This is a genomic window from Stenotrophomonas sp. YJH_SMC_53, from assembly GCF_059369995.1.
Genome location: NZ_JCAFTF010000018.1, coordinates 47,435 through 65,219, shown reverse-complemented (window position 1 = coordinate 65,219; position 17,785 = coordinate 47,435). Strand labels below are relative to the sequence as shown.

The 17,785-nt window shown below is 66.8% G+C and carries 14 protein-coding genes and 1 pseudogene; 8 read left to right on the top strand and 7 right to left on the bottom strand.

Features of this window, described 5'->3' with window-relative positions; genetic code table 11:
- Positions 1–346: 346 nt before the first annotated feature.
- From ybaL to AC5P7X_RS19755, 5 genes and pseudogenes are all read right to left on the bottom strand, one after another.
- Positions 347–2,044, bottom strand: coding sequence for a YbaL family putative K(+) efflux transporter (gene ybaL, locus AC5P7X_RS19775; protein ID WP_053501185.1), 1,698 nt, complete (start codon positions 2,042–2,044; stop codon positions 347–349).
- Positions 2,045–2,235: 191 nt separating this feature from the next.
- Positions 2,236–2,592 (bottom strand): annotated as a pseudogene (locus AC5P7X_RS19770) (XVIPCD domain-containing protein); the annotation flags it as partial.
- A gap of 12 nt (positions 2,593–2,604) precedes the next feature.
- Positions 2,605–3,117: a hypothetical protein gene (locus AC5P7X_RS19765; RefSeq protein WP_329843599.1), complete on the bottom strand. Its 513-nt coding sequence runs from the start codon at positions 3,115–3,117 to the stop codon at positions 2,605–2,607.
- A gap of 9 nt (positions 3,118–3,126) precedes the next feature.
- Positions 3,127–3,435, bottom strand: a complete 309-nt coding sequence (locus AC5P7X_RS19760; RefSeq protein ID WP_005418535.1) for a hypothetical protein — start codon at positions 3,433–3,435, stop codon at positions 3,127–3,129.
- A 279-nt stretch (positions 3,436–3,714) separates the two neighbouring features.
- Positions 3,715–6,102, bottom strand: coding sequence for a TonB-dependent receptor plug domain-containing protein (locus AC5P7X_RS19755; protein WP_329843600.1), 2,388 nt, complete (start codon positions 6,100–6,102; stop codon positions 3,715–3,717).
- A gap of 334 nt (positions 6,103–6,436) precedes the next feature.
- Between AC5P7X_RS19755 and AC5P7X_RS19750 the strand changes: the two genes are divergently transcribed.
- A complete protein-coding gene (locus AC5P7X_RS19750; protein ID WP_188248007.1) occupies positions 6,437–8,302 on the top strand; it encodes an ABC-F family ATP-binding cassette domain-containing protein in 1,866 nt (621 codons plus the stop codon).
- 78 nt (positions 8,303–8,380) lie between these two features.
- On the opposite strand, the gene ampR is transcribed toward AC5P7X_RS19750, so the two are convergent.
- Positions 8,381–9,247, bottom strand: coding sequence for a LysR family transcriptional regulator AmpR (gene ampR / locus AC5P7X_RS19745; RefSeq protein ID WP_053501019.1), 867 nt, complete (start codon positions 9,245–9,247; stop codon positions 8,381–8,383).
- Positions 9,248–9,421: 174 nt separating this feature from the next.
- Here ampR and blaL2 point away from each other — a divergent pair, with 174 nt between their 5' ends.
- The 4 genes from blaL2 to AC5P7X_RS19725 all read left to right on the top strand — a co-directional run bounded on the left by blaL2 (position 9,422) and on the right by AC5P7X_RS19725 (position 14,010).
- On the top strand, positions 9,422–10,336 hold the full coding sequence (gene blaL2 / locus AC5P7X_RS19740) for a L2 family extended-spectrum class A beta-lactamase (protein ID WP_053501017.1): 915 nt from the start codon (positions 9,422–9,424) through the stop codon (positions 10,334–10,336).
- 84 nt (positions 10,337–10,420) lie between these two features.
- Complete coding sequence (locus tag AC5P7X_RS19735; protein WP_095377239.1) at positions 10,421–11,650, top strand: cation:proton antiporter; 1,230 nt, start codon at positions 10,421–10,423, stop codon at positions 11,648–11,650.
- 102 nt (positions 11,651–11,752) lie between these two features.
- Positions 11,753–13,309: an ArnT family glycosyltransferase gene (locus AC5P7X_RS19730; RefSeq protein WP_346607920.1), complete on the top strand. Its 1,557-nt coding sequence runs from the start codon at positions 11,753–11,755 to the stop codon at positions 13,307–13,309.
- A 59-nt stretch (positions 13,310–13,368) separates the two neighbouring features.
- On the top strand, positions 13,369–14,010 hold the full coding sequence (locus tag AC5P7X_RS19725) for a hypothetical protein (protein WP_053501011.1): 642 nt from the start codon (positions 13,369–13,371) through the stop codon (positions 14,008–14,010).
- A gap of 133 nt (positions 14,011–14,143) precedes the next feature.
- Here AC5P7X_RS19725 and AC5P7X_RS19720 read toward each other — a convergent pair whose 3' ends face one another.
- Positions 14,144–14,890: a DUF3011 domain-containing protein gene (locus AC5P7X_RS19720; protein WP_346607918.1), complete on the bottom strand. Its 747-nt coding sequence runs from the start codon at positions 14,888–14,890 to the stop codon at positions 14,144–14,146.
- Between the two features lie 158 nt (positions 14,891–15,048).
- On the opposite strand from AC5P7X_RS19720, the gene aspS reads away from it, so the two are divergent.
- From aspS to AC5P7X_RS19705, 3 genes are read left to right on the top strand one after another with little or no spacing between them, the layout of a single operon-like run.
- Entirely contained in the window at positions 15,049–16,800 is a 1,752-nt protein-coding gene (gene aspS / locus AC5P7X_RS19715; RefSeq protein WP_495215274.1) for an aspartate--tRNA ligase, read from the top strand.
- A 16-nt stretch (positions 16,801–16,816) separates the two neighbouring features.
- The gene (locus AC5P7X_RS19710; protein ID WP_495215273.1) at positions 16,817–17,164 is read left to right on the top strand and encodes a DNA primase; all 348 of its coding nucleotides are present in this window, start codon (positions 16,817–16,819) and stop codon (positions 17,162–17,164) included.
- Between the two features lie 31 nt (positions 17,165–17,195).
- Positions 17,196–17,717: a GNAT family N-acetyltransferase gene (locus AC5P7X_RS19705; RefSeq protein ID WP_005418521.1), complete on the top strand. Its 522-nt coding sequence runs from the start codon at positions 17,196–17,198 to the stop codon at positions 17,715–17,717.
- The last annotated feature ends 68 nt before the right edge of the window (positions 17,718–17,785 follow it).

Sequence of the window (17,785 nt, the reverse complement as noted above, 5' to 3'; positions counted from 1 at the left end):
GGCGGGGTGGGTCCGGTTGCGGGGGCGTGAGCCGCATGGGCCCGAGGCATGCCTCGGGCGGGTTGGGCAGGACGCCCAACCCCGGTCTTGCCGTGTGCGCAGGATTGCGCACACGAGCAAGCGGCGACCGAGCTTACATGGGTGAGGGCGCTTTGCTTGCGAAGCACTGCTTCGCAAGCGCCCGAACGCACAGCCGCCAGCGGCTGGGCCGGGCCCCGGAGGGGTACTTGCAGCGGCCCCTGCAACCGGACCCACCCCGCCATCCCACGGAATACCAGCTTTTGCCTTTGCCTTTGCCGTTGCCTTGGCAGGTGCAGGGCTGCAAGCCCTGCCGCAGGTACACCCCTCATACCACCGGAATGCTGTGCTGTCCCAGATTCCGGTACGGCGGCGTGGACATGACCATCTCCGCCAGCGAATAGGCCAGCTCGCGCTCGGCCATCACCGTGCCATCGGCACCATGCTCCAGCAGATGCTTCACTTCGGCATCGCTGTGCGCACGTGCCAGCAGGGTCAGGTCCGGGTTGATCGCACGCAGCTTGGCCAGTGCCTCGCCGGCTTCCAGCGGCTGTGGGATCGCCAGCACTGCGATCTTGGCCCGCTCCGGATGGGCCTCGGCCAGCACCCGGTCGGCGGCGGCGCTGCCACGGATCGCGGCCAGGCCCCTGGCGTGCGCCTGCTCGACGTGCTCTTTGTTGTCATCGATCACCAGCACCGGCACGCCGCGATCGCGCAGTACCTGGGCCAGCTCGCTGCCCACCCGGCCATAGCCGATCACGATGGCATGGTCATGCAGGTCGCGCGACGGGCCGGTCGCCTCCTCCGGCTCCGGCGTTTGCGGCTGCTTTTCCTGCTTGGCCTGCCATCGGTCGAGCAGGCCGAACACCAGCGGGTTGAGCATGATCGATACCAGCGCGCCGGCCAGCACCAGCGACTGGCCTTCCTTCGGCAGGATCTGCAGCGCCACGCCGAGGCCGGCGATGATGAAGGCGAACTCGCCGATCTGGGCGAGGCTGGCCGAGATGGTCAGCGCAGTGCTGGTCGGGTGGCCGAACGCACGCACGATGAAGAACGCGGCTGCCGACTTGCCGAACATGATGATCAGCACCGTGGCCAGCACCTGCCACGGATGCTGGACGAGGATGTTGGGGTCGAACAGCATGCCGACCGAGACGAAGAACAACACCGCGAACGCATCGCGCAGCGGCAGCGAATCGTGCGCGGCCTTGTGGCTCAGTTCCGATTCGTTGAGCAGCATGCCGGCGAAGAACGCGCCCAGCGCGAACGAGACGCCGAACAGCATCGCCGAGCCGAACGCCACCCCCAGCGCGATTGCCAGCACCGACAGGGTGAACAGTTCGCGCGAACCGGTACCGGCGATACGTTCGAGGATCCAAGGGATGACCCGGCGTCCGACCACCAGCATCACCGCCACGAACAGGCCCAGCTGCACGAAGGTCCAGCCGATGTCGGCCAGCACGCTGCCCAGCGAGTGCGACTCCTTGGCCGCGTCGGGGCCGAACACACCGGCCATCACCGGCATCATCACCAGTGCCAGCACGCAGGCAAGGTCTTCCACGATCAGCCAGCCGACCGCGATCTTGCCGCGCATGGTTTCCAGCAGACGGCGTTCCTCCATCGCCCGCAGCAGTACTACGGTACTGGCCGTGGCCAGCGAGAAACCAAAGATGACGCCGTGAATGGCCGGCCAGCCCATCAGCGAGGCCACGCCCCAGCCGAGCAGGGTGGCCACCGCGATCTGGCCGATGGCGCCGGGGATGGCGATGGCCTTGACCGCCATCAGGTCCTTCAGCGAGAAGTGCAGGCCGACGCCGAACATCAGCAGCATCACGCCCAGTTCGGCCAGCTGGTTGGCCAGCGCCTGGTCGGCGACGAAGCCAGGGGTGAACGGGCCTACGCAGATGCCAGCAACCAGGTAACCGACCAAGGGAGACAAGCGGAGCTTGTTGGCCAGCGCGCCGAAGATGAAGGCGAGCCCCAGGCCAACGGCCACGATGTTGATCAGGTCGGTGTCATGGTGCATCGGCACTCGCAGGAAATCGGGGGTGCCCCGATTTTCACCGATGAGGCCAGATACGGCAAACCCGTCCAGCGTATCGGATCGTTGCGTGGGCGGCTTGTACGGGCGAGATATCAAGCCTTGTTGAGAGATGGCAGGCCCTGACGGGCCGAATGGAGCCTACCTATGGGGGCTCCAGGCGTAGCCGTCGATGATCACACCATCTGCCGGCGCTGGGTCTCTTCAAGGGCAGGCTCGGCCTGCTGCGGCGAGGCGGCCAACTGCTTGTCCAACTGATGAATCTGCCGCAGCGACTCCGCAACGGATGGCTGAAGGGCCGTTTCAATGTTGATGGGGGCACGCAGATGGCCCGGGTCATCCAAGGCTCCTTGAATGACGAAGATGTTCTCCGGCCTTGGGGGCTGACCAGTCGGCAAGCCCAATACCACATGGTCGATCCGTTCCAGACCTTGTGCCCGGGCAAGTTGGGTGAGGCTGGCCGCGATGCGTTGGCTGGATTCATCAGATGTGCGACCCAGCGATGCGTCCAGCGCATGGACGCCGGCGAGTGCCTGCTGGTGAAGCTATGCCGAGGCATCGCTCAGCGATGGGATGCTGGTTTCCGGCCGTTCGGTTGCCGGTTGCGGCTGCGAAGGACTGGTGGGCCGCACGCGCTCTGCCTTGCGAATGGACTCGATCAGCTCCCGCGGCGTATCGGTGAACAGCAGTTCGCCTGCATCCAGGGACTGCCCAGTAACCTTGTTCACGGTACTGGTCGCCCACGATGCGCAGGTATTGCCATATGACCAGGTGACATTTTCGCCCAAGGCCTGGTCAAGTCGCTTGACCTGCTCGGGAGTCAATTCGTAATAGCGTGAGGCCGAAGATGTGGCCCGGGCTTCCATGCCTTCGCGGATGTCCGAACCTGGGCCATTGTCCTCAACGAGTGGATGGTTGTCTGGCCACAGGCCATGGAACGTCGTATGGCCGTTTCGCGTCACCGAGATCCAGGCGTGGCCGTCCACGAACTGATTGAACGACCCCTGTGTATTGGGGTCTACGTGACTATGGATGCCGAGGACGACCTTGTCGCTCATGGGATGCCCTTACGGAAAAATCTGTGTTTCGCCATCGGCGTACAGCATCACCACGCGCGGCGCCATCAAGGGAATTTCCTGACGGGCCGGGCCAGCAGGTCCGGGCTTCACGTCGCGCCGCAGCATGGTTGTGCATTGGCCGGATATGGGACAGCGATCGACAACGACTTTCATGGTGTCCCCTTCCACGACATAGCTCATCCCTGCCGCGTAATACATGCTTTCCATCGGTTCATTGAACTGGACCTGGAGCTTCGACGCGGAGAGCTGGGTGACGACGACCGGCTCAAGGCTCGATTTGGAATAGCTGGGTTTCACGTGATCTCCTGAACACCCTGACAGGGGGGCCGCCAGCGCAACCCACGCGAGCGCAGCGTACACATGGCGGCGAGTGATGCAGGCTCTCGTCACGGAGCGGCTCCTTCGTTGGTCCGCTGATTATGCACGGGACGGCCTATGAGGCGCGTGCAACAGAGCACAGCCTGGAAACCGGGTGCAGGAGCTGGCAACGGTATACGGTCAGGACCGCGCCTGCCCCGAGGTCGCCGGCGGGTGTGTGGAGCAGCGCCGGGCAGGGCACGGCGCCCCCATTACCGCTTACCAGGTGTACTTGATCCGCCCGTACACATACGCGCCGTTGAAGCCGAACGGCGAGTAGTTGCTGTACGGCAGCATGCCGAAGGTGGAGTTCTGCAGGTCTTCGGTGCGGTCCGGGTACTTGTCCAGCAGGTTGTCGGCGCCCACGGTCAGGGTCCAGTTGCTGCTCGGCTTGTAGCTGGCCGAGGCATCCACCACCCAGGCATCGCCGTAGGTCTGGTCGCGCAGCGCGGTGGCCGAGTTGCGCACGGTGAACTTGCCGTAGCGGGTTGCGGCCAGGCCCAGTTCCCAGTGATCCGAACGCCAGGTGCCACTCAGGATCGCCTTGTCGCGCGGGTAGCTGTCCTCGATGCGACCGATCTCATCACGGCCGATCAGCGACTGGGTCAGGCCCAGGGTGCCGAACACCGCCGGAGTGCCGTCGACACGGCGCACTTCGGTGTCGTTGTAGCTGTAGGCGGCGGTCAGCTCCAGGCTGCTGGCGCTGAACGGCACCGTGTAGCTGGACACGAAGTCGACGCCACGGGTGCGCGTATCCAGGCCGTTGGTGAAGTACGAGAACGCAGTCACCTGCGGCAGACCCAACCCGGCCAGCAGGGCACTGGAGGCCGCGTTGGTAGTGATGCTGGACGACAGCGCGATGCGGTCATCGATGTCGATCTGGTACGCATCGACGGTGATGTACAGGCGGTCGACCGGCTGCAGTACCAGGCCCAGGCTGTAGGAGGTGGAGGTCTCGGCCTTCAGTGGCGAGGCGCCCAGTGCCTGCGCGGCCGGGCTGGTGGTCGGGAAGGTGCCGCGCTCGACGAACACGCCGTTGAGGAACTGGCTGGTGACCGCCTGGTAGCCCTGCTGCGCCAGCGACGGTGCACGGAAGCCGCTGGAGGCGGTGGCACGCAGCGCGACCTTGTCGGTGAACGCATACCGCGCCGACAGCTTGCCGGAGAAGCGGTCGCCGAAGTCCGAGTAGTCCTCGTAGCGGCCGGTGATGCCGGCCGAGAACTTCTCGGTCAGGTCCGCTTCCAGGCCCGCATAGACCGCGTAGTTGTGGCGGTCGGCATGCACTTCATTGGTCGGGGTGAAGCCGGCGAAGCCCTGCGCGCCGCTGCCGGTGTACGAGTTCAGTTCGCCCGGGTTCTGGTCCCACTTCTCCTTGCGGTACTCACCGCCGAAGGACAGCGTGACCGGGTAGGCAAGGCCCCAGTCCAGCGACTTGGTCAGGTCGGCGTTGAAGATGTCCTGCTGGTACTTCAGCGTGCCGTCGTAGAACGAGCGCGGGCTGGTCGCACCGAGGCTGTAGTTGATGCTGTTGCGGGTGTGGAAATCGAGGGTGTTCTCGCCGTGGTTCAGGCTCAGGTCCCAGGTCCAGCCGCTGTCGGTGTTGCCCTTGACCCCGGCCACCAGCGAGCGGTCCTTGGAATACTGGTTGATCTCCGGCACGTAGCCGTCCGGATAGGTCTGCGCCAGCAGCGCGCTCTGCCCGCTGTGGTTGCGCGAACGGTAGAACGCAAACGAGGTGATGTCGCGATTGCTGAGCAGCGCGCTGGCGTAGCCGGTCACGTGGTCGCTGAAGTCGAAGCTGGCGTTGGCCGACGCAGCAGTGGCATCCGCGCGCGGGTCGCCGACGATGAAGGTCTTCTGGCCGATGCTGGGGAAGTTGCCGGTGTTCGGCGTGGTGCCGCGGTACGGGCCGGCGCGGTTGCTTTCATCCTGCTGGCTGATCTGGCCGGCCACGTGCACGCGGCCACGGCCGTTGCCGAACTCGACGCCGGTATCGCCGGAAAGCTGGTACTTGTTGCCGTCGCCGGCGGAGTACTGGCCGTAGTCCACGGCCAGGCTGCCGCCACTGCCGCTGCCCTTGAGCACGATGTTGATGACGCCGGCAATAGCGTCCGAGCCGTACTGCGCCGACGCGCCGTCGCGCAGCACTTCCACGCGCTCGATCGCGGCGATCGGGATCGCGTTGATGTCCACCGCTGACGAGCCACGACCGATGCTGCCGTTGACGTTGATCATCGCTGAGGTGTGGCGGCGCTTGCCGTTGACCAGCACCAGCACCTGGTCCGGCGACAGGCCGCGCAGTTGCGCCGGGCGCACGCCGCTGGTGCCGTCGGTCAGTGCCGGGCGCGGGAAGTTCAGTGAGGGCAGGGCGCGTGAAAGGGCGGTGGCCAGTTCGCTGGTGCCGGTGGACTGCAGCGCTTCGGGGGTGATGATGTCGATCGGCGACTGCGATTCGGCGACGGTGCGGTCGGCCACGCGGGTGCCGGTGACGATCACGGTGTCCAGGGTGTTGGCGGTGGTGCCGGCCTGCTGGGCGGCGGCGACGAACGGAGAGCCACCGAGTGCGACAGCGACGGCGGCGGCGATCAGGCTGGTCTTGCGGGTCATCGGGATGGGCTCCGGTTGGCGGGGGCGGCACCGGAATCGACATCACGGGGGTGAGGCGGACGGCGGTTGTTGCGGTGCGCAATACAGCAATTAACGGGATATTCAGTGCCTGTCAAATGCCGGTCATCGGAAAAAACGTTGCAGCAGCAACCATTTAGCCCGGACAGGCATCGGCGGGGAGGAGACCCGGGACGCGCGCGGCGAGGACGTGGGAGAGAGGAACGTCGGCCACTGCGCATCCCGGGACGCGTCAAGTATTCGTTAACGCTAGAATTGCGTCGCAGGAACAGTGCTCACCAGCACATTCCATCCGGTTATATGGACCCCTTCCCCGATGATCTCCCTTCGTAATTTCGCCTTGCGCCGCGGCGAGCGGCTGCTGTTGTCCAATGTCGACCTGACCCTGCACGCCGGTTACCGGGTAGGTGTGGTCGGCCGCAACGGTGCTGGCAAATCCAGCCTGTTCGCGGCGGTGAAGGGCGAACTGGAGGCCGACAAGGGTGACGTCGACCTGCCCGGCAAGGTCCGTATCGCCAGCGTGGCCCAGGAAACCCCGTCGCTGCCGGACCCGGCGCTGAGCTTCGTGCTGGGCGGCGATACCGAGGTGGCCGCGGTGCTGGCCGAAGAGGCCGAGGCGACCGCCCGCGAAGACTGGGAGGCGGTGGCCAACGCACACACGAAGATGGCCGAGATGGGCGCCTACGACGCCGAAGCGCGCGCCGGCAAGCTGTTGCACGGCCTTGGTTTCCCGGCCGAGACCCACCACCGCGCGGTGTCCTCGTTCTCCGGTGGCTGGCGCGTGCGCCTGAACCTGGCCCGCGCGCTGATGATGCCCAGCGACCTGCTGCTGCTCGACGAACCGACCAACCACCTCGATCTGGACGCGGTGTACTGGCTGGAACAGTGGCTGCTGAAGTACCCGGGCACCCTGCTGCTGATCTCGCATGACCGCGAGTTCCTCGACAACGTGGCCACCCATACCCTGCACCTGCACGGCGGCGGCGCCAAGCTCTACCCGGGCGGCTACACCGATTTCGAGCGCCAGCGCGCCGAACAGCTGCGCCAGCAGCAGATCGCGCACGAGAAGGAGCAGGCCGAGCGTGCCCACCTGCAGAGTTTCATCGACCGCTTCAAGGCGCAGGCCAGCAAGGCCGCGCAGGCGCAGAGCCGCATGAAGCGCCTGGCCAAGCTGGCCGGCACCGAAGCGGTGCGCGCCGAACGCGAGTTCCGCATCGAGTTCGCGCCGCCGGCCAAGCTGCCGTTCTCGCTGATCCGCCTGAATCACGTCGAGGCTGGCTATGGCCAGGACGCGGTGATCCTGCACAACGTCGGATTCGGCCTGGAAGCGGGCCAGCGCATTGGCCTGCTCGGCCCGAACGGCGCCGGCAAGACCACCCTGGTGAAGACCCTGGTGGGTGAACTGGCGCCGATCGTCGGTGAGCGCATGGCGCACCCGGACCTGAAGATCGGCTACTTCGCCCAGCACACGGTGGAGTCGCTGCACGAAGGCCAGTCGCCGATGGAGCACTTCCGCGAGATTGCCCCGGATGCGCCGAACCAGTCGTTCCGCGATTTCCTTGGCAAGTGGAATTTCCCGGGCGACCGTGCGTTCGAGCCGGTCGATGGTTTCTCCGGTGGCGAGCGCGCGCGCCTGGCGCTGGCGCTGATCGCCTGGCAGCAGCCGAACGTGCTGCTGCTGGACGAACCGACCAACCACCTTGACCTGGAAATGCGCGAAGCGCTGGCCGAAGCGCTGGCCACCTTCGAAGGCGCGATCGTGATGGTCTCGCATGACCGCCACCTGATCGGCCTGGTCTGCGATACCTACTGGCGCGTGGCCGATGGCGTGGTCGAGCCGTTCGACGGTGACCTGGATGCATACGCCGCGTGGCTGCGCACCCGTCCGCAGGCGCAGGGCACGAAGGCCCGGATGGAGCAGGTGGAAGAGCCGGTGGTGGTCAAGACCGCCCCGGTGGCACAGGTGGTGCAGAAAAAGCCCGTGAACCCGCACAAGCTGGCCGCCGCCGAGGCCAAGGTGGCCGAGCTGGAAGGTGCGCTGGCCGAGCTGGACCGCCAACTCGCCGACCCGGCCAACTATGCCGATGCCAGCCGCATGGCGGTGATCGGCCGTGACCGCGAAACCGCTGCCGCGCAGCTGGAAAAGGCCGAAGCGGCCTGGATGGAACTGCTCGAGTCCTGACCGGTAGTGCCGGCCGCTGGCCGGCAGCGCGATGCGCCCACAACGATCAAGGGATTGCCGGCCAGCGGCCGGCACTGCCTACGCGCCCTGCGCCTGCAGCCACTCGCGGAAGCGCTTGGCCGGCTCGCGCTCGGCGCGCGAACGTAGCCGCGTCAGCCAGTATCGGCCCAGCTCCAGCGTGGTGCCGAACGGCTGCAGCAGGCGGCCTTCGGCCAGTTCCTGCTCGAACATGCGCAGCGGCAGCAAGGCCACGCCGGCACCGCCGGCGGCGGCCATCGCCACCGTCAGCGAGGAATCGAACACCGGCCCACGTGCTTCCACGCCGCTGACGCCGGCCGCCTGCAGCCAGCGCGGCCATTCGTCGCTGCGATAGGAACGCAGCAACGGCAGCGTGGCCAGGTCGCGCGGCTGCTTCAGCCGCCGCGCCAATGCCGGGGCGCACAGCGGCGCGAAGGGCGCATTGAGGATCGCCGTGCAGGCCTGGCCCTGCCAGTCGCCATCACCGAAGCGGATGGCCAGATCCAGCCCCTCGCCGGCCAGGTCGATGCGGTTGTTGTGGGTCTGCAGGCGCAGCTCGATGTCCGGATGCGCGGCCTCGAATGCGGCCAGCCGTGGCAGCAGCCAACCGGTGGCGAAGGTGCCGACCACCCCCAGCGTCAGCACTTCGCGGGCGGGCCCGCCGGTGTAGCGCGCGATGCTGGCCGAGATGCGTTCGAACGATTCGTTGAGCACCGGATACAGTGCTGCGCCTTCATCGGTCAGCGCCACGCCGCGCGGCAGGCGATGGAACAGGCGGATGCCGAGCCGGTCTTCCAGGCCCCGGATCTGGTGGCTCAGCGCGGCCTGGCTGACGCACAACTCGAGCGCGGCACGGGTGAAGTTCTGATGGCGGGCGGCGGCTTCAAAAGCACGCAGCGCGTTGAGCGGCAGGGTCGGGTGCAGCATCGGAAAGCCGTGAGCCAGGGTGATGGCTGATCCTACCGTTCAATAAGGAATTTCGTAAATCTCAACAAGTTGATTACGACAGGTATGAGTTCAACTTATGGCTTGCCATTATTCTTCGCGCTGGTCGGCTGCAGGGGAAGCGCCAATAATCGAGCGGTCACCAGGAGAACCCCTATGCTCGCCCGTCGCCGATTCCTGCAGTTCAGTGGTGCTGCCGTTGCGTCCTCGCTGCTTGCCCCGGCGCTGGCGCAACCGGTTTCCGCCTCGTCTGGCATAACCGCCGCGAACGCCGCCATTGCCGGCGCCGCCGATTTCGCCGCGCTGGAGAAGGCCAGCGGTGGCCGTCTGGGCGTCACCGTGCTGAACACCGGTAACGGCCGTCGCATCGGCGGACATCGTCAGGACGAGCGCTTCCCGATGTGCAGCACGTTCAAGTCGATGCTGGTTGCCCATGTGCTGAGCCTTGCCGATGCAGGCCGCGTTTCGCTCGACACACGTGTGCCCATCGCCGAAAAGGATCTGCTGTCCTACGCCCCGGTGGCGCGCCGCCATGTGGGCAAGGACCTGACGGTGCGCGACCTGTGCCGGGGCACGCTGACCACCAGCGACAACACGGCGGCCAACCTGCTGCTGGAGGTGGTGGGCGGGCCGTCGGCGCTGACGGCATTCCTGCGCGGGCAGGGCGACAGCGTTACCCGCAATGACCGCAACGAGCCGGACGTGAATCTGTTCGCGAAGGGAGACCCGCGCGATACCACCAGCCCGGCCGCGATGGCCACCAGCTTGGCCCGCTTCGCGGTGGGCAATGGCCTGCAGCCGGCATCGCGCCAGCAGTTCACTGATTGGCTCATCGACAACCAGACCGGCGATGCCTGCCTGCGCGCCGGGCTGGGCAAGCGCTGGCGGGTGGGGGACAAGACCGGCAGCAACGGTGATGACACGCGCAACGACATTGCCGTGCTGTGGCCGCATGCGGGCGGCGCAGCGTGGGTGGTCACCGCCTATCTGCAGGGCGCGTCGGTCGATGACGATCAGCGCGCAGCGGTGCTTGCACGGGTGGGGGCGCTGGCCGACGCGATGATCGGATGAGGTAACCGGGGTCATTTGAAAATGGCTTGCCGGATCGGTTCAGCGCGCGCATCCTGCGCGCGTTCCAACCCCACGGAAGACCCCATGAGCCATGAACTGATCTACCTGTTGCTGATCTTCGCGCTGCTGGTGATCCCACGCGCGTTGCAGCGTTTCAGCCTGCCTGCCCCGTTGACCTGCCTGCTGTTCGGCATCATCGGCATGCTCTGGCTGGGGGATCAGGCACATGATGCGGTGATCGGACTGCTGGCCACCCTGGGCATTTCCTCGCTGTTCCTGTTCGCCGGCCTGGAAGTGGATCTGCAGGCGCTGCGCCGGGGTATGTGGCCGCTGCTGGCACATCTGGTCATCCGTACCGGCACGCTGTTCGGCGTCGGCTGGTTGGCCTGGCGTTACGCAGGATTGCCGTGGCAGGCCGCCGGGCTGCTGGCGTTGGCGCTGCTGACGCCCTCCACCGGTTTCATCATGGACTCGCTGTCGCGGCTGGGCCTGAGTGAGGACGAACGGTTCTGGGTGACCAGCAAGGCCATCGCCGGTGAGCTGCTGGCGCTGGCTGCCTTGTTCATCGTGCTGCAGGCCGGCGATCCGGGCCACATGGCGCTGTCCAGCCTGGCGCTGCTGGCGATGATGGTCGGCCTGCCGCTGCTGTTCATCGCGCTGGGCCGCTGGGTGGCGCCGCACGCGCCGGGTTCGGAGTTCTCGCTGCTGGTGATGGTCGGCATGGTGGCGGCCTACATCACCTACCTGCTGGGCGTGTATTACCTGGTCGGCGCGTTCATTGCCGGCCTGGTCGCGCGCCTGCTGCACCAGCGCATGCCGCTGCTGGCCTCTCACGAGAACCTGCACGCGCTGCGTCTGTTCGCCTCGTTCTTCGTGCCGTTCTACTTCTTCAACGCGGGCACCAAGGTGCCCAGCGAAGCGTTGAGCTTCGAGGCGCTGGGGCTGGGCATCGTGATCACCCTGGTGGTGCTGCCGCTGCGCATCGGCGTGGTCTGGCTGCAGCGCCGGGTGATGTTCGGCGAGAGCTTCCGCAGCAGCCTGCGGGTCTCGCTGGCGCTGGCCCCGACCCTGATCTTCACTCTGGTGCTGGCGGCGATCATGCGCGAGCGTTTCCAGATTCCGGCGGTACTGTTCGGTGCGTTGCTGCTGTACGCCGCACTGACCACGCTGCTGCCGTCGCTGGTGTTCCGCACACCCTTCGACGTCGATCCGGTGGAGCAGGAACCGGCGGGCGAGGGCGAGACCGCACCGGTAGCGGCCACCGAAGTCGTCCACGCCGAGCCACCGAAGGCCCCGCTGCCACCGCAGGGCTGAGCCGCAGCCGCGCAGCGGCTTGCACTCCCGTGCGTCAACACAGACACTGCGCGCCCGTGAAGCGCGCCCTGTCGTGGGCGGCCACAGTCAGGAGCAACAGGCGTGACCCAGGAAAGCAACCCAGACCGCAGCCTGTTGCCGGGCAAGATCCTGTTGTGGTTTTCGGCGGTCGCGCTGCTGATCCTGCTGGTCTGCAGCTGGTCGATGCCACCGGTCGATGCCTCCGGTTTCCGGCAGACGCAGACTGCACTGTCGATCGACTGGTTGCTGCGCGGTGGCCCCTGGCTGGACTACGTGACCCCGGTGCTGGGCGCGCCCTGGTCGATTCCCTTCGAGTTCCCGTTCTACCAGTGGTTGGCGGCGTTGCTGTCCAGCCTCACCGGCATGAGTGCGGACAACAGCGGGCGGCTGGTCTCCACTGCTTTCCATGTCGGCTGCGTCTGGCTGGTCTACCGCACGCTGCTGGCATGGCGCCCTGACCGCACGCTGGCGCTGTGCGTGGCCGGCGCCTTTGCCGTCTCGCCGTACGCGCAGTTCTGGGGGCGCTCGGTGATGATGGAGTCCAGCGCGGTGTTCTTCGGCCTGCTCTTTGTCTGGGCGATGGCGCGCCTGCGCAGCCAGCCGCGCGTGTGGGTCGGCCTGGTCGCCATCGTCGCAGCGGTGCTGTCGGCAGCCATCAAGGTCACCTCGTTCTTCGGCTTTGCCGCATTCGTTGCACTGGCCTTCCTGTGGCTGGCCCTGCACGAGCATGGCTGGCGCCCGCAGTGGCTGCAGCAGCATTGGCGCCTGATGTTCTGGGGTGGCCTGTCCGCGCTTGCCGTGCTGGCCACGCTCAGCCTGTGGCTGCAGCACGCCGACGCGCTGAAGGCGCAGTCGGCGCTGGGCCGGCAGATCACCTCCGATGCACTGTCCACCTGGAACTACGGCACCCTGCAGCAGCGCCTGGATCCGGCCACCTGGTGGGGCACCGTGTTCAAGAAGCGCTTCTCCGGTGCGATCGGCTCCAATTGGATCTTCCTCATTTTCATCATTGCCGGGCTGTGGCAGAAGCGCACGCGCGTGGCAGTGGGGATCCTGCTGCTGGCCTACCTGGCGCCGTTCCTGGTCTTCACCAACCTGCACATCGCCCATCCCTACTACCAGGCGGCAAACATCGTGTTCGCCACTTCGATCATCGGCCTGGTGCTGTGGTCGACGGTGCTGGCGGCCGAAGCGGTGGGCAAGCCGCGCCGTGGCGTCGCCCTGGCGATCTTCCTGTGCGTGCTGTCGGTGGGCTTTGGCCTGGTGAAGTCGCTGAAGGACATCAGGGAAGCCCACCAGCCGACACCGGTTTCGCAGATCGCCGAGGCCATCCGGACCGGCACCCCGGCGCAGGGCGTGGTGGTCGCGTTCGGTCAGGACTGGTCCTCCGAGCTGCCGTATTTCTCCGGCCGCCGTGCCGTGATGATTCCGGACTGGGCATCGGACGACGTGCTCGCATCGCTGGCTGCAGATGACGCAGCACTGGGGGGACTGCCGCTGGCCGCGCTGGTCAACTGCCCCAACCAGGTGGGCAGCAGCCCCGGGCGCGTGCAATGGCTGGCCGAGATCACCCGCCGCTATGCCGCCGGTGGCCAGAAGCAGGACGTGGGCGGTTGCGAGGTCTGGCTGCACCCCTGACGTGACGTGGCCGGTCAGCGCGGTTTGCGCGCACCGGCCCGGGTCGTTAGGGTTGGGGCATGAGACTGCCTGCCGTTGTTGCCGCTTCCGCCCTCCTGCTCAGCCTCGCTGCCTGCTCGCAGCGTTCCGATACGGTCGCCCATGATCTGGCGACCGCACCGGCCGATGCCTTCATGGCCGCCATCGCCGCGCATTGCGGCCAGGCCTTTGAAGGCCGGGTGGTGGAGGACACGCCGGCGCCGACCGGCAAGGACCCGTTCGCCGGGCAGCGCCTGGTCATGCATGTGCGCGGCTGTGCCGATCCTGCCCATGAATTGCGGATTCCCTTCCATGTGGGGGATGACCACTCGCGCACCTGGGTGCTGACCCGCACCGAAAACGGCCTGCGCCTGAAGCACGATCATCGCCATCAGGATGGCAGCGCGGATGCGATCACCCTCTATGGCGGCGACAGCACGCCACCGGGCACCGCCGAGCGCCAGCAGTTCCCGGCCGACTCCGATTCGGTGGCGATGTTCCGTCGTGCCGACATGCTGGCCTCCACGCACAACACCTGGGCGATGGAGATCGACCCCGACCAGACCTTCGTCTACGAGCTGGGCCGCCCGGACGGCCGCCGCTTCCGCGTGAAGTTCGACCTGAGCAAGCCGGTCGATCTGCCGCCGCCGCCGTGGGGTGACGACAAAGCGCCCGCACCGTGATCGCGGGGTCGGATGCCTCCTGTAAAGCGCTCCGCCCCCGGAAAGACCCCCAGTAGATCCGCGCCATGCGTGGAAGCGGGATACCTGGTCGGGTCAGAGCCCCGGCCGCTGGCCAGGGATCCGACGCCGCAACTCAACGCGTACCGAAGCGCGCCCGGCAACCGTTGCTCACCCACACCTGGCCCCGTGCGTAGCCCCAGCTGCGGCCCTCCTGGCAGGCGCTGCCGGACAGCTGCTGCTGCAGCACCGGCCGGCCCTGGCGCTCATCCCAGTCACAGTTCTGCGTGCGGTTGTTGTTGCTGCTGCAGGTGATGGAGTAGTTGCTGTTGCCGCCGCCCCAGCCACCGCCCCCGCCGCCACCCCATCCGCGAGCTTCGGCGAATTCGGCGCGGCAGCCGTTGCTGACCCACACCGCGCCGTTGCGCACTCCCCAGGTACGGCCTTCGTCGCAGGGGCTGCCGGACAGCTGGCGGACCAGGCGGGCATTGCGCCAGCCGACCGGGCAGCTGCGTTCGCGATTGTTCTGGCTCTCACAGCGGATGGTTTCGCCGGGCCGGCCATTGCTGCCGCCCCAGCCACCGCCGTTGCCGCCGCCCCAGCCACCACGGGCCTCGACGAATTCGGCGCGGCAGCCATTGGTGACCCAGATGCTGCCATTGCGGCTGCCCCAGGTGCGGCCCTCGTCGCAGGCGCTGCCGGAGAGCTGGCGGACCAGCTGCGCATTGCGCCAGCCTGTGTTGCACACGCGTTCTCGGTTGTTCTGGCTCTCGCAACGGATCACCCCGCTTTGCGCGGCGGCCGGGGCGGAGGGCAGGGCGAGCGTGGCGATGGTGCCCAGGCTCAGGGTCACGGCCAGGCGGGCCAGGGACAGCGGATTCATGGCGGCATCCCATACGGTGGCAGGTGCCTGACTATAGGGAGGGGGATGATCAAGCCGGTGTGACTGGCCGGATTTGCCCCGGCCGGGGCCTCGGCCGCAGAATACGAGGCTTTCCGGCCCCCATCCGGTGCCGGCGTTCTCCAGCGGAGCTTCCCCCAATGCGTACCCACTTCTGCGGCCTGGTCGACGAGACCCTGATTGGCCAGACTGTCACCCTCGCCGGTTGGACCGACGTGGCCCGTAACCAGGGCGGCGTCTGCTTCATTGATCTCCGCGATCATGAAGGCATCGTGCAGGTGACCGTGGAGGTCGACAACGCCGAAGTGTTCGCCGTGGCGGCTTCGCTGGGCTACGAAGACGTGCTGCAGGTGGAGGGCGTCGTGCGCGCCCGCCACGCGGTGAACGACAAGATGCGCACCGGCAAGGTGGAAGTGATCGCCACTGCCATCACTGTGCTGAACAAGGCCGCGCCGCTGCCGTTCCACGCCCACGAGAACCCGGGCGAGGAAACCCGCCTGAAGTACCGCTACCTGGACCTGCGCCGTCCGGAAATGCAGCGCATGCAGCGCACCCGCATCAAGCTGGTGCAGGCCCTGCGCCGCCACCTGGACGAGAAGGGCTTCCAGGACATCGAAACCCCGATCCTGACCAAGGCCACCCCGGAAGGCGCGCGCGACTTCCTGGTGCCGGCGCGCATGCACCCGGGCGAGTTCTACGCCCTGCCGCAGAGCCCGCAGCTGTTCAAGCAGATCCTGATGGTGGCCGGCTTCGACCGCTACTACCAGATCGCGCGCTGCTTCCGCGACGAAGCGCTGCGTGCCGATCGCCAGCTGGAGTTCACCCAGCTGGACATGGAATTCGCCTTCGTGCGCGAGCGCGACGTGCAGGACTTCGTCGAAGACATGATCCGCGCCATCTTCAAGGAAGTGGTCGACGTCCAGCTGGATGCCAGCTTCCCGCGCATGACCTGGGCCGAGGCGATGCGTCGCTACGGTTCGGACAAGCCGGACCTGCGCATCGCGCTGGAGCTGGTCGACGTGGCTGAGCTGGTCAAGGACAGCGAGTTCCCGGTGTTCACCGGCCCGGCCAACGATGCCGAAGGCCGCGTCGCCGCGCTGCGCATCCCGGGCGGTGCAGCGCTGAGCCGCAAGCAGATCGACGAGTACTCCGCGCATGCCGCCAAGTACGGCGCCAAGGGCCTGGCCTACATCAAGATCGCCGACAACGGCGAAATCAGCTCGCCGATCCAGAAGTTCTTCAGCGAGGCCTCCTTCGCTGCGCTGGTGGCCCATGTTGGCGCCGGCAACGGCGACATCGTGTTCTTCGGCGCTGGCGGCTACAACAAGGTCTCCGACTTCATGGGCGCGCTGCGCCTGAAGGCTGGCAAGGACTTCGGCCTGATCGCCGATGGCTGGGCGCCGCTGTGGGTCACCGACTTCCCGATGTTCGAATGGGACGAGGAAGAACAGCGCTACGTCGCGCTGCATCACCCCTTCACCGCACCGGCCGTGGATGACATCGCCGACCTGCGCGCCAACGCCCGTACCGCCGTCTCGCGCGGCTACGACATGGTGCTCAACGGCAATGAAATCGGCGGCGGTTCGATCCGTATCCACCGTCCGGACATGCAGAGCGCAGTGTTCGAGCTGCTCGGCATCGGTGCCGAAGAAGCCCGCGCCAAGTTCGGCTTCCTGCTCGACGCGCTGAACTACGGCGCGCCACCGCACGGTGGCATCGCCTTCGGCATCGATCGCATCGCCGCGCTGATGGCCGGCACCGAATCGATCCGCGACGTCATCCCGTTCCCCAAGACCACCGGTGCACAGGATCTGATGACCGACGCGCCGTCGCCGATCGTCGACGCGCAGCTGGCCGAAGTGCACATCCAGGTTCGCCCCAAGACCAACTGATCAGGAGATCCAGGCAATGACCGAGTTTGCGTTTTCGCTGGAGTGGGAAAAGCTGGGCAATGAAGGCTCCGAGGCCAACCTGGTCACCGAGCGTGCACGTGTGTTCGGTGGTTGGCTGGTCCGCGTCGGTACCAACCCGGCGGCAATGGCCCTGACCTTCGTCGCCGACGGCGAAGGCCGTTGGGACGGTGAAGACTTCGGCGTCGAGGATTACGAGGACGACGAAGAGGAAGAGTACGACGAGGACGACGAAGAGGAAGAGTACGACGAGGACGAGGAAGGCGAGGAAGAAGACGACGAGGACGAAGAAGAGTACGAGGAAGAGGACGAGGAAGAAGAAGCGGAGTCGCCTGAAAAGGCTTGACCCCCGCTTCGCCCTGGCGTCAACTTCCTGCATGTATTCGATCCGCCGCGCCACTGTGGACGATGCGCCGACCCTGTCGGCGCTGGCCGCCCGCACGTTCACCGAAACCTTCGGCCATCTGTACCCGCCGCAGGACCTGCAGGCCTTCCTGGAGGAGGCCTACACGCTCGAGCGCCAGCGCGTGATCCTGGCCCATCCCGATTACGCGGTGTGGCTGCTGGAACTGGATGGGGAGGCGGTCGGCCATGCCGCCGCCGGCCCCTGTGGCCTGCCGCATCCGGATGTGAAACCCGGTGACGGCGAACTCAAGCGCCTGTACCTGATCAAGACGCAGCAGAGCTGCGGCTGGGGCAGCCGGCTGCTGGAAACCGCGCTGGCCTGGCTGGAGCGCGAAGGCCCGCGCACGCTGTGGCTGGGCGTGTGGTCGGAGAACTTCGGCGCGCAACGCTTCTACGCCCGCTATGGTTTCGAGAAGGCCGGCGAGTACCTGTTCCCGGTTGGCGATACCAACGATCTGGAATTCATCCTGCGCCGCGCACCGCGCGCGGCCTGACGTTCACCGCCGCTTGCTGCGCGCGCGTGTTCAATCACCTCACGTTCCTGCCCCGCTGACCGCCAGGC